This is a genomic window from Actinoplanes sp. NPDC051537, from assembly GCF_055586105.1.
On sequence record NZ_JBVJIU010000006.1, the window covers coordinates 23,457 to 35,794 of the forward strand.

General features: G+C 73.9%; 10 protein-coding genes. 7 read left to right on the forward strand and 3 right to left on the reverse strand.

Going from position 1 to position 12,338, the window contains the following annotated elements; all coding sequences use genetic code 11:
• The first annotated feature begins 152 nt into the window (after positions 1 to 152).
• From ACZ6TB_RS15295 to ACZ6TB_RS15320, 6 genes are all read left to right on the forward strand, one after another.
• The gene (locus tag ACZ6TB_RS15295; protein ID WP_465554684.1) at positions 153 to 1,523 is read left to right on the forward strand and encodes an ammonium transporter; all 1,371 of its coding nucleotides are present in this window, start codon (positions 153 to 155) and stop codon (positions 1,521 to 1,523) included.
• A gap of 35 nt (positions 1,524 to 1,558) precedes the next feature.
• Positions 1,559 to 1,897, forward strand: a complete 339-nt coding sequence (locus ACZ6TB_RS15300) for a P-II family nitrogen regulator (RefSeq protein ID WP_020517993.1) — start codon at positions 1,559 to 1,561, stop codon at positions 1,895 to 1,897.
• Positions 1,898 to 1,899: 2 nt separating this feature from the next.
• Positions 1,900 to 4,167, forward strand: coding sequence for a [protein-PII] uridylyltransferase (locus ACZ6TB_RS15305; protein WP_465554686.1), 2,268 nt, complete (start codon positions 1,900 to 1,902; stop codon positions 4,165 to 4,167).
• Positions 4,168 to 4,238: 71 nt separating this feature from the next.
• A complete protein-coding gene (locus ACZ6TB_RS15310) occupies positions 4,239 to 6,704 on the forward strand; it encodes a glycosyltransferase (RefSeq protein ID WP_465554688.1) in 2,466 nt (821 codons plus the stop codon).
• A 2-nt stretch (positions 6,705 to 6,706) separates the two neighbouring features.
• Positions 6,707 to 7,699, forward strand: coding sequence for a class I SAM-dependent methyltransferase (locus ACZ6TB_RS15315; RefSeq protein ID WP_465554690.1), 993 nt, complete (start codon positions 6,707 to 6,709; stop codon positions 7,697 to 7,699).
• Positions 7,700 to 7,723: 24 nt separating this feature from the next.
• A complete protein-coding gene (locus tag ACZ6TB_RS15320; protein ID WP_465554692.1) occupies positions 7,724 to 8,167 on the forward strand; it encodes a class I SAM-dependent methyltransferase in 444 nt (147 codons plus the stop codon).
• A 17-nt stretch (positions 8,168 to 8,184) separates the two neighbouring features.
• Here ACZ6TB_RS15320 and ACZ6TB_RS15325 read toward each other — a convergent pair whose 3' ends face one another.
• Entirely contained in the window at positions 8,185 to 8,700 is a 516-nt protein-coding gene (locus tag ACZ6TB_RS15325) for a TetR/AcrR family transcriptional regulator (protein ID WP_465554694.1), read from the reverse strand.
• Positions 8,701 to 8,792: 92 nt separating this feature from the next.
• On the opposite strand from ACZ6TB_RS15325, the gene ACZ6TB_RS15330 reads away from it, so the two are divergent.
• On the forward strand, positions 8,793 to 9,191 hold the full coding sequence (locus tag ACZ6TB_RS15330) for a nuclear transport factor 2 family protein (RefSeq protein ID WP_465554696.1): 399 nt from the start codon (positions 8,793 to 8,795) through the stop codon (positions 9,189 to 9,191).
• A gap of 5 nt (positions 9,192 to 9,196) precedes the next feature.
• Here the strand turns inward: ACZ6TB_RS15330 and ACZ6TB_RS15335 are convergent, their stop codons facing one another.
• Positions 9,197 to 9,754 (reverse strand): dihydrofolate reductase family protein, encoded by a 558-nt coding sequence (locus ACZ6TB_RS15335; protein ID WP_465554698.1) that lies wholly within the window; start codon positions 9,752 to 9,754, stop codon positions 9,197 to 9,199.
• A gap of 253 nt (positions 9,755 to 10,007) precedes the next feature.
• Entirely contained in the window at positions 10,008 to 12,302 is a 2,295-nt protein-coding gene (locus tag ACZ6TB_RS15340; protein WP_465554700.1) for a glycosyltransferase, read from the reverse strand.
• Positions 12,303 to 12,338 lie beyond the last annotated feature (36 nt).

The window sequence follows — 12,338 nt, forward strand, 5'->3', positions numbered from 1 at the left end:
TTCACACGTACGAAACAACCCGTCACGCGCCGGAAATCGCGCGTAGACCGTGCGTGAAACAGCGGACCGGAACGCTTCCCTGCGAACCGGCCGACTGGCGACGCTGCCCCGTGGGTCGTGTGGGAGGACACCTAATTTCGAGAGGAGGCAGCGTGGAGATCAACACCGGCAATACCGCCTGGTTGCTCCTGTCGTCTGCACTCGTTCTGCTTATGACCCCCGGTCTGGCGCTGTTCTACGGTGGCCTCAACCGGTCCAAGGGCATGCTGAACATGATGATGATGAGCTTCTCGTGTATCGGGCTCATCTCCGTCCTGTGGGCCCTCTACGGCTTCACGCTGGCGTTCGGAACCAACGACAGCGACGGCCTCAACAAGTTCCTCGGCAGCTTCAGCCAGTACTGGGGATCCGGGACCTCGTGGGGCTCCGAGATGTGGGGCCAGACCGGCATCCCGACGTACGTGTTCATGGCGTTCCAGATGATGTTCGCGATCATCACGGTCGCCCTGATCAGCGGCTCGCTCTCCGACCGGCTCAAGTTCGGCGGCTGGGTGCTGTTCGCCCTCGGCTGGTTCACCCTGGTCTACGTCCCGGTCGCGCACTGGGTCTGGGGCGGCGGCTGGATCGGCGCCAAGCTCCACGCGCTCGACTTCGCCGGTGGCACGGCGGTGCACATCAACGCCGGTGCGGCGGCTCTCGCCGTCACGCTGGTGCTCGGCAAGCGCCTCGGCTGGCCGCGGGAGAACATGCGCCCGCACAACGTGCCGTTCGTCGCGCTCGGCGCCGGCCTGCTGTGGTTCGGCTGGTTCGGCTTCAACGCCGGCTCCGAGCTGACCGTCGACAGCACCACCGCGTTCGCCTTCGTCAACACCCAGCTCGCCACCGCCGCCGCGCTCTGCGGCTGGTGCGTCGTCGAGTGGCTGCGCGACGGCAAGCCGACCCTGGTCGGCGCGTCCTCCGGCGCGGTCGCCGGCCTGGTCGCCATCACCCCGGCCTGTGGCTTCGTCGCCCCGCTGCCGGCCGTCCTGATCGGCATCATCGCCGGCGCGGTCTGCGCGCTCGCCGTCGGCCTGAAGTACAAGCTCGGCTACGACGACTCGCTCGACGTGGTCGGCGTCCACTTCGTCGGCGGATGGATCGGCTCCCTCTCCATCGGCTTCTTCGCCACCACCCAGGTCAACGGCGCGATCTCCGACGTGCTCGGCGCGGACAACGGCCTGTTCTACGGTGGCGGCGCGACCCAGCTCGGCCGCCAGTTCGTCGGCAGCATCGCGGTCACCTTCTACTCGTTCATCATCGCCGGGCTGCTCGCCCTGGTCCTCAAGGCCGTCAAGGTCTTCCGGGTCAGCGAGGACGCCGAGATCGGCGGCATCGACATCGCCGACCACGGTGAGACCGCGTACGACTTCACCCCGGCCGCGGGCTCGGGCGGGGGCAGCGCGTTCGCGATGGCCGGCATCGGTGGCGCGAAGCAGGTGGATGCTGACGGCAAGGCGGACGTCAGCCAGAAGGTCGCCGGTTAAATACCCGTATGACTGCTCCGAGAGAGGGACTGAGCATGAAGCTGGTGACCGCGGTCATCAAGCCGTACCAGCTCGACGCGGTGAAGGAAGCGCTGCACGCGCTGGGCGTGACCGGCTTGACCGTGAGCGAGGTACAGGGGTACGGACGGCAGAAGGGGCACACCGAGGTGTACCGGGGCGCCGAGTACACGGTGGAGTTCCTGCCGAAGATCAAGGTCGAGGTGGTGACCGACGAGATCGACGTGGACAAGATCGTCGATGCCGTCGTCACCTCGGCACGGACCGGCAAGATCGGTGACGGGAAGGTCTGGGTGACCGCCGTCGAGGAGGTCGTCCGGGTCCGGACCGGCGAGCGCGGCCTCGACGCGCTCTGAGGATGAACAACATGTCCAGTGAGCCGCCGGCCCCACCGTCGGTGCCGGCCGGCGGCTCGCTCGACAAGCTTCGGGAGCACATCGGCGCCGCGGCCCGGGCCGACCGGGCGGCGGCGCTCGACTCCTGGCTCACCGCGATCTTCCCGAGCCATCTGCCCGGCGTCAGCCTGCTGGCGGTGGGCGGGCTCGGCCGGCGCGACTGCGCGCCCTACAGCGACCTCGATCTCGTGCTGCTGCACAACGGCACGGCCGGGATCGACCGGATCGCCTCGGCCCTGTGGTATCCGATCTGGGACGCCCGGCTCGGCCTCGACCACTCCGTGCGCACGCTGCCGGAGGCGCTGTCGGTGGCGCACGACGACGTCAAGGTCGCCCTCGGCCTGCTCGACGCCCGGCACGTGGCCGGCGATCCGGCTTTGTCCGGCGAGCTGGTCGCGGCCGCCGGCGATCAGTGGCGCCGCACCGCCGTACGCCTCATGCCGCAGTTGAAGGAACTGACCACCACCCGCTGGGCCAGCCACGGCGAGCTCGCCTTCCTGCTCGAGGGCGACCTCAAGGAGGCGGCCGGGGGTCTGCGCGACGTGACGATCCTGCGCGGCATCGGCCGGGCCGGCGTCGCCGACACCATGCGGCCCGCGGTCCGGGCCGCCAACCTGCGCCTGCTCGACACCCGCGACGCCCTGCACCTGGCCGTCGGCCGCCGGGTCGACCGGCTGGTCGCCCAGGAGCGCGGCGCGGTGGCCGAGCTGCTCGAGCTCGACGACGGCGACGCGCTGCTGCGCCGGGTCGCCGGGGACGCCCGGACCGTCGCGCACGCCGTCGACGACGCCTGGCGGGCCGCCGACCGGCTGCGGGCCGGACGCCGCCGGGGTGGGCCGCCCGGAACACCGTCCCGCCGCCCGGTCGCCCGCGACGTGGTCGAGCAGGAGGGCGAGCTGGTCCTCGCGCGTACCGCCATCGGCCCCGTGCCCGACCCCGCCCTCTCGCTGCGGGTCGCCGCCGCGGCCGCCACCGTGCGCCTGCCGATCGCCCGCGCCACCAGCGAGTGGCTCGCCGCGTTCAGCCCGCCGCTGCCCAACCCGTGGCCGCCGGCCGCCCGCGCCGCGCTGGTCTCGCTGCTCGGCTCGGGACCGGGCCTGCTGCCCACCTGGGAGACCTGCGACCGGTACGGGCTGATCGACGCCTGGCTGCCCGAGTGGGCGCGGATGCGCAGCCTGCCCCAGCACCACCCGGTGCACCGCTTCACGCTCGACCGGCACCTGGTGCAGGCCGCGTACGAGGCGACCGCCTACGCCCGCGAGGTGGACCGCCCCGACCTGCTGCTGATCGGCGCGTTCCTGCACGACGTCGGCAAGGGACTGCCGGGCGACCACAGCATCGTGGGCGCCCCGATCGCCGCCGAGATCGCGACCCGGATCGGCCTGCCCGCCGCCGACGTGGCCACGATCGAGAAGCTCGTGCGGCTGCACCTGCTGCTGCCCGACGTGGCCACCCGCCGCGACCTGAGCGACCCGGTCACCATCTCGACGGTGGCCGAGCAGGTCGGCGACAGCGCCACCCTCGACCTGCTGCACGCGCTGGCCCGGGCCGACTCGCACGCCACCGGCCCGGCCGCGTGGTCGGACTGGAAGGGCCGGCTGATGGCCGAGCTGGTCAGCCGGGTGCACACCGCGCTCGACACCGGCGAGCTGCCCGAGCCGCCGGCGCCCGACCCCGAGCTGCTGGAGGGCGGCCTGCCGGCCGTGCACCTGGACGGCGACCGGGTGGCGGTGGCCGCCGCCGACCGGCGCGGCCTGCTCGGGGCGGTGGCGGCCTGCCTGGCCATGCACCGGCTCGACGTGGCCGGGGCGAACGCGTCCACGGTCGACGGCCGGGCCATCGTCGAGTTCCTCACGTCGCCGCGCTACGGATCGCCGTACGACCCGGTGGCGCTCGCCGCCGACCTGCGCCGGGTCGCCGCCGGGGATGTGTCGGTCACCCAGCGGGTGCGGGCCCGGGCGATGAGCGCGCGGGGCGGGACGGCCTCGCCGCGGGTGGTCTGGCAACGCGGGGAGGCGACCGGCGCGGCCGTGCTCGAGCTGCGCGCGGCCGACTCGCCGGGGCTGCTCTACCGGGTGGCGACCGCGCTCGACGAGGCCGGGGCCGAGGTGCGCGCGGCCCGGATCTCCACCCTTGGCGGTGACGTGGTGGACGCCTTCTATCTCGTCGGATCATGGGCTCAGCAGGCGGAACGGGACCGGGTCGAGGCCGCGGTGCTGGCCGCGGTGTAACCAAAGAGCGCGGCGCCGCGTTGGTGGGGGAGTGGAATCCCACCCCCATCCAACCACCCCGCCCGCCGCCCATGACCGGACTTGAGACTTCTGATCTGCTCGATGATCACATCCGTTCGCTCGGCCCGCGGCTGCGACTGGCGCTGACCGCCACCGTCACCCGCAACCGCTCGCTCGACGCCCGGCTGCTGCTGGCGCGGGCCGCGCTCGGCGACGCCGGCACGCTCGACGAGCTGCTCGCGGCGGCCCGGGCCGGCGACCGGCGGTGGTTGCGCCGGATCCGCCGCAAGGTGTCGCCGCCGCTGCTGGCCTCCGTCGCCCAGACCCTCGCCCAGCAGGAGATGCTGCCGACCGACCGGGCCGACGCGCGGGCCCTCTACGAGCTGATCCGGCGGGCGGTCGGCGGCCGCAAGCTCAACCCGGCCAACCAGGCCCTGCACGCCCAGCTCGCGCTGGCCGACGAGGGGCCGGACCGGGCCCGGGAGCTGCTTCGCGCGTACCGGAAGATCACCGGTTCGGCACTGGCCGGACTGCGCGCCGACCTGCTCAACCCGTTCGTGGCCGACCGCCCGGCCGAGCCCTGGCTGCGGGCCTTCCAGGCGATGCTGCCGGCGCCCGGGCCGGTGGTCGGCGAGGGCGACGGCGTCCCGTTCGACCGGCTGGCCGCGCCCGCCGCCGAGCGGATCGAGGCCGCGCACCGCGTCTCGGTCGTGGTCACGTCGTTCCGGCCGGACCGCGGGCTGATCACGGCGGTGCGCTCGATCCTGGCCCAGAGCTGGGCCAACGTCGAGATCATCATCGTCGACGACGCGTCCCCGCCGGAGCACGACGACGTGCTGCGGGCGGCCGCCGCGCTCGGCGAGCGGATCCGGCTGGTCAAGCTCGCGGTCAACGCCGGCACGTACGCGGCCCGCAACGCCGGGCTGGAGGCGGCCGGAGGTGAGTTCGCCGCGTTCCAGGACTCGGACGACTGGTCGCACCCGCGCCGCCTCGAGCTCCAGGTCAAGCCGATGCTCGAGGACCGCCGGCTGGTCGCCACCACCTCGGACGGGCTGGCCGTCACCGACGAGCTGACGCTGACCCGGCCCGGGGTGCGCAGCGGCCGGTTCAACCCGTCGTCGCTGGTGTTCCGCCGCAACGCGGTGCTCGGCCAGGTCGGCTGGTTCGACCGGGTGCGCAAGGCTGCCGACAGCGAGTACATCGGCCGGATCCAGGCCGCCTTCGGCGCGCGGCGGGTGCGGCACCTCGACGGGATGCCGCTCGCGCTGATCCGGCTGAGCATGAACTCGCTGTCCCGGTCGGAGATCAAGCCGAACTGGATGCACCCGGCGCGGACCGCCTACAGCTCGGCCTATCTGCGCTGGCATCGGCGGATCGCGGACGGCACGGCCTCGCCGGTGCGGCCGGCCGACGGGTCGGAACGGCCGTTCCCGGCGCCCGGTCACCTGCTCGGCGCCGACCCTTCGCGGACCGCGGCGTACGACGTGGTGATGGTGGCCGACTGGCGGTTCCTGGAGAGCGCGCAGCGTACGGCGGTGGACGAGATCCGCGCGCTGGTGGCGGCCGGCCTGCGGGTGGCGGTGCTGCACCTCGAGTCGTACCGGGCGGTCTACCTCAAGCGGCAGCCGACGAGCGCGCCGATCCAGGACCTGATCAACGACGGGGTGGTGGACCGGGTCGGGACGTACGAGCGGGTGGACGCCGCCCTGGTGCTGGTCCGGCAGGCGGCCGTGCTGCAGTTCGCGGCATCTGAAGACAGCCGGGTGCGGGCCCAGCGCGTGGTGATCGTCGCCGACCGGGCGCCCCGCCGCAGCGACGGCACCGACCGGCGCTACCTCCAGGACACCTGCTCGGCGGCGGCGCGCGACCTGTTCGGCGCCGACCCCGTCTGGGTCCCCCAGGATCCGGGGGTGCGGCCTTTCCTCCGTACGGACGAAAGCCGCGATTTCCCCACCGCGATGGCACCCGCCGGATGGGTCTCCGATCGGGCCGGCGCCGCCGCCGGCCCCGCGCTCGCCGGCACCGACCTCTGCGACGCCGCCAACTGGCCCGCCGACGCGGCCGACTCGCTCGCCGTCTGCTCCCGGCTGCCCGACGCCGACATCCGGGTACGCCTGCCCGACCGTCCCCGCGGCTCGCTCGACATCCCGATGCGCCGCACCTGGCTCGGCTACGAGGCCGGCGACCTCGGCCACCGCACGTTTCTCCACCAGCTCGACTTCTACCTGCACTTCCCGCCGCCGGAGAGCGCCGAGTGGTACTCCCGTCCGGCCCTCGAAGCGGCGGCCATGGGCTGCGTCGTGGTGATGCCCGAGCGGTACGCGGCCCTCTACGGCGACGCCGCCGTCTACTGCGGACGCTCCGAGGCCGGGCCGCTGATCACGCGCTACCGGGCCGACCCAGGCCTCTTCGCCGAACAGAGCCGCCGGGCCCGCGAGGTGGTCGCCCGTGCGCATGATCCGGCCCTGCTCGTCGAACGGATCATGGAGCTTCTTCCCGTAACGGCCGCCGCGACCCCGCCGTTACCACATGCGTGAAAGTGAAGCTCAAGAGGCTGGTCAGGGCGGTACTGGGCCTGCCGCGGCGGCATGTCGCCGGGCTCGCGGTCGCGGCGGCGATCGGCCTCGGCGTGGCGGTCGCCTCGGCCGCCGGCCGGGCCGCGGTCGCCACCAGCCTGCTCGCGCTGCTGCTGGTGGTCGTGCCGGCCGGGGTGATCCACCTGTCCCGGCGGATCGGCGGGGTCAACCGCAACACCCAGGAGACGGTCCGCGACCTGCGGGTCCTGGTCGAGCAGCTGCAACGGCGGGTGATCGCGGCGGTCGAGAAGGAACGGCTCGCGGCCGGCGACCGGCACCAGGAGATGGCCGAGGCGCTGTCCCGGGCCGAGCGGCTCACCGGGCGCGGCGCCGAGCTGCTGCTGCGTCAGCAGACCCAGGAGGTCGAGGCGTTGTTCCAGCTCTTCGGCCGGGTGACGCCGCGGGCGCCGATGCCGGCCGGGGGCGCGCTCAACCCGAGCGACCTGCTCGGCCTGCACACGGTCGCGGCGAGCCGGCGGCCGGCGCTGACCGTGGCGCTGGGCAGCGGGGCGGCGACGGTCTGGCTCGCGTACGCGCTGGAGGGCACCGGCGGCCGGCTGGTGGCCGTGGACCACGACCCCGTGCGCGCCGCGGCGACCCAGGAGGCGTTGCGTGAGCACGGGCTGGACGGGGTCGAGGTGCGGCACGCGGCGCTCGCCGAGCTGACGGTCGAGGGGCGGCCGGTGGACTGGTATGACGTCGACGCCCTGGACGGCCTCCAGGACATCGATCTGCTCGTGGTCGACGGGACGGCCGCGCCCGGCCCGGAGGCGGTGGCGCCGGCGCTGCACGTGCTCGGCCGCCGGCTGTCGGCGGAGGGTGCGGTGGTGGTCGACGAGGCGCCGGCCCGGGTGGCGCCGCGGCAGGGCGGTTTCGGCCTCACGGAGCAGCGGCGGCTTTCGGGGCGCTGGACGACGCTGGCACTGCCGCAGGCGCCGCAGAAGGTCGCCAAGTAGCCTCTCCGGTTGTGGTGATCGAGGATGGCTGGCCTGGAGGCGTTCGGCATGGACCTCTCGCCGGCGATGGTCGACGTCGCCCGGCGAGACCACCCCGGCCTGCGGTTCGCGGCGGGCTCGATGACCGATCTCCCGCTGGCCGACGGATCGGTCGCCGCGCTGCTCGCCTTCTGGTCGCTGATCCACCTCCCGGACGACGCGATCCCCGGGGTCTTCGAGCAGTTCCGGCGTGTGCTGCGACCGGCCGGCCCGGTGCTGGTGGGATTCCACGTCGGTGACCGGTCCCGGCTGAAGACCGAGGGTTACGGCGGCCATCCGATGAAGGTGTACGTCCATCGCCGGCGGCCCGAGCAGATGGCGGGCTGGCTGCGCGATGCCGGGTTCGCGATCGATGCGCAGCTGGTCTTCGGTCCGGACGACGACCGTCCGGGAGCGGTGCTCATCGCACACCCGACGCCCGGAGACTGATCCGGGCGGCGCGTCCTTCAGCTCTGCACGCCGGTTCGTAGCAGGGCGAGCAATCGCCGAGCCTGGTCCGTGTCGACCGCGGTCAGGGCCACGCCGGTGGCCAGGGCGAGCAGGTCTCGTGCGGTCAGCCCGGGACGCAGCTCCGGGGCGGCCCGGGCCACGAGCGCGGTGGCGGTCTCGGTGATGGTCTGATGCCAGCGCCCGGACAGCTCGGCGCGTCGTCCGGGTGGCCCCTCGGTCGCGGCCGTTGCCAGGGCGCGCTTCGTCATCACGTGCTCGACGTAGGCGTCGAGCCAGGTGAAGAGGTCGGCGTCGGCGTCGGCGCCCAGCCGGGCAAGACGATCGACTTCGTCGGCGTAGACCGCCACCAGCAAGTCGGCCCGGGTCGGGAAGTGGCGGTAGAGCGTGGCGTTGCCGAGGCCGGCGCGTTTCGCCACCTCGTCCAGCGGCACCTCGGCGCCGCGCTCGGCGACCAGCTCGCGGGCCGCGGAGAGCAAGCGGTCGGCGTTCCGCGTGGCATCCGCTCGGGCCATGACGTCTCCTTTCGACGGGCAGTCGCTTGCTAAACGGGGACGCCCCCAGTTAAATGGGGGTGTCCCCACTTCGATGATATGGGAGGACCCTCGTGGCTCTCATCGCGAGCGACCGGCAAGCCATCACCGATCTGATCAACATGCACGGCCACCTCACCGACCGGGGCGCGTTCGACCGGATGGACGAGCTGTTCACTTCGGACGCCGAGTTCGACCTCAGCGACTTCGGGCTCGGCGTGCGGGCCGGGCTGGCAGCGATGAACGACGCCATCCGGGCGATCGAGGAGCATCCGGTCGGGCACCATGTGACCAACATTGTGCTGTCCGAGGGCGACGACGGCACCGTCCACGCGATCAGCAAGGGCTTCGGCATCGGCGTGGACGGCCACTGCGGCAGCGTCGTCTATGAGGACGTGCTCCGCGCCGGGCCGGCCGGGTGGCGGATCATCCGGCGGGCGATCCGCCTGCGCCGGGTCCCGCTGCAGGCCTGAGTGACTCAGCGCGCGCGGCGGTAGTGCATGGCCACCGCGCCGTTGCGGAGCGGGTCGGCCGCGATCAGCTCGAGCCGGCGCGTGGCGGGCAGCCCGCCCTGGTAGAGCGTCGGGCCATGGCCGGCGATCCGGGGGTGGATGAGCAGCCGGTACTCGTCGATCAGGTCCAGCCGGTCGAGCTCGGCCGCGAGCTTGCCGCTTCCGAGGAGGACGCCGGCCGGGGTCGCGTCCTTGAGCTTCCGCACGCCCTCGCCCAGGTCGCCGGCGATGTGGTGGCTGTTGGACCACGGGAAGTCCGTGCGCGTGGACGACGCCACGTACTTGGGTTTGGCCTCCAGCTTGACCGCCCACTCGCGCAGGGCCGGCGGCGCCTCCACGTCGCCGCGGGCCACGGCCGGCCAGTGGCTCTCCATCATCTCGTAGGTGACGCGGCCCCACAGCATGGCCCCGTTCTCGTCCAAGAGACGGGTGTAAAGGGCGTGCGTCTCGTCGTCGGCGATCCCCTCCTGGTGGTCGACACAACCGTCCAGGGTGAGGTTGATGCTGAAGGTGAGAAGTCCCATGGCCGCCGACTCTAACGTCCGTGCCGGTCCACCCCACGCCGGTTGCTGGGTAGGCCGATCGAAGCACCCGGGTACGACAGATTCACGCGGCGGTCCACAGGCAGCCGGAAAAAGCGCGACCCCGCCGCGGGGGACGGCGGGGTCGCGGGGGCCACGGGAGACAGGGGGATCTCCCGCGACCGAGCCGGCGGGGGCCGGCCGATCCTGGTGTCGCTTGTTACGCCACGAAGAATCGGCCGCCCGGCGGCCGGGTTTACGGACGCCCCGGGTGCCCTTGGGTTGCCAACTTGGCGGCCAGGTCGGCGTAGAGCTCGTGGCCGTGGTGCCGGCGCACGAACTCGGGGCCCCGGGCCGCCTGCGCCCGCAGCGCCGGGCGGTCCTGGTGCAGCAGCCGGACGGTCTCGGCCACCTCGGGCGCCTCGCAGTAGACGGCCGCGTCCCCGAACGTCGCCGCGTACCGGTAGGGCAGCAGCGCCACACAGCCGGCCGCCAGCGCCGTCAGCAGGTCGGGATCCGGGTCGGCGGGCGCCTCCGGCCGCGGCAGGTGCAGGTAGAAGTCGACCTGGTAGAGGAACGACCGCAGGCTCACCTCGGCCGGGCCGTAGACGAGCCAGGCGCGCGGGGCGCCGAGCCGGCCGAAGGAGCGGCCCGCGGTGCCGTCGGCGTCGAGCAGGCGCACGTCCACCCGGCCCGAGTCCGGCAGCTCGTCGCGCAGCCGCTGCCACTCGGCCCGGCCGCCCCGGCAGCTGCGGCCCACCACCGGCCGGTCGGCTCGCGGGCCGCGCCGGTCGAGCCGCCACTGGCTCGCGTCCACGGTCCCGGGCAGGTCGACGGCGGTGAGCTGGTCGGCCGGGGCGCCGTCGGCGATCGGGTCCTCGGCCAGCGCGGCGGTGAGCAGCCGGCGGCCGTCCGGGCCGGCCGGGGCCCAGAGCGGGCGGCGGCCGAACAGGCGGCGGCTGGACGCGGCGGCCGACCGGGAGACGGCGGCCGACTCGATCACCACGCGCTGGGCCCGCACGCCGCTGGGCAGGTCGGGCGCGTGCTGCAGGACCCGGGCCGAGCGGGCCACCACGAGCCGGGCCCGGACGTCGTCGGTGAGCTCGACCTGGGTCACGTCACCCGAGTTGATCAGGTCCTGCACGGCCGGGTCGAGGTTGCGCGGGCCGTCCCGCAGGTGCGCGAGCACGTCCAGCTGGAGCAGGGCGGCCCGCAGGCCGCGGGCCTTGAGCGCGCGGAGCTGCCCGATCCCGGCGGCCCCGGCCCCGCCGGCCGTCGTCCAGTCGCCGGCGAGCACCACGTCGTACGCCCGCGGTCCGCTCTCGCCCCGGATCCGGCGCGGCGCCGCGAACGCCCGCGGCTCCCGCGGGTCGGCGCCGTCCGCCACCCGCACGTGCCACGCCTGGAACGCCGACAGATACGAGCGGCGGGCCGGGTGCATCCAGCCGGGGCGGTAGTCGGCGCTGGAGAGCGAGCCGCCGGAGAGCCGGATGAGGGCGAGCGGCGGCCCGGTGAGGTGGTGGGTGGCGGCCCGGCCGAAGACGGCGCGGGCGCGTTCGACGTACTCGGCGTCGGCGCCCTTGCGGACCGGGTCGAGGTAACCGACCCGGTTCAGCGCGGCGGCCCGCCGGATCATCAAGGACGAGAGGTTGTACGACCGGGTCTGCTCCACCCCGGGCCGGCTCACCAGCAGCTCCGGCGTCACCCGCATGCCGGTCGAGGTGGTCGAGAAGACCGCGTCGTCGGCGAGCAGCGGCGCGACCTGCTTCTCCAGCCGCAGCGGGTGCGACCAGTCGTCGGAGTCCTGGAACGTGACGAAGTCGCCGGTGGCCGCGTCGAGGCCGGCGTTGCGGGCGACGTACGTGCCGCCGTTCGTCACCATCCGGATCAGCCGCACCCGGGGGTCGAGCGCGGCGGCCGTCCGCAGCACCGGGTCGAACTCGGGCGGCGAGCCGTCGTCGACGAGCAGGATCTCGTGGTTGGTCCAGGTCTGGGCGGCCAGCGAGCGTACGGCCGTGAGGAGGGCCTGATCGGGCCGCCAGGTGGTGACGATGGTCGTGATCCGCACCGGGTGTCCGGTCCGCTGGGCGGCGCCCGTGACGAGCCGGTCGAGCGGGGCGCCCGGGCCCTCCGGGACGCGGCCGGACGGGTGCGGCAGCAGCGCCGCGAAGCCCTCGGCCCAGCCGTCGCCGGTCCCGCCCGCGTGCGGGTTGGCGAGGTCGAGGGTCACCGCCGTGCGGATCGCCGGTGCGACCCCGGTGTACTCGTCCAGCAGCGTCCTGGTCAGGGTGCGATCACCCGCCGCGTACGCCAGCTGGCAGTGCAGTCCCTGGTGGGCCGCCGCGATGGTGCCCGCCCGCCGCAGCCGGGCCAGCCGGGTCAGCGCCTCGGCCTGATCGTCGGGGCGCAGGTCCTGCAGCGCGATCACCCGGGCCAGCTCGCCGGCCGCCCAGGGGTCGTCCTCGGCCTCGGCCTGCCGGGCCAGCGGCGCTCGAGCGGCCACCGAGCGGGCCTGCAGGGCGGCCACGGCGAGCGGGTGCGGTTCCGGCATGAAGATCCTCCAGATTCTCTCCCCTTCCTTAACGAC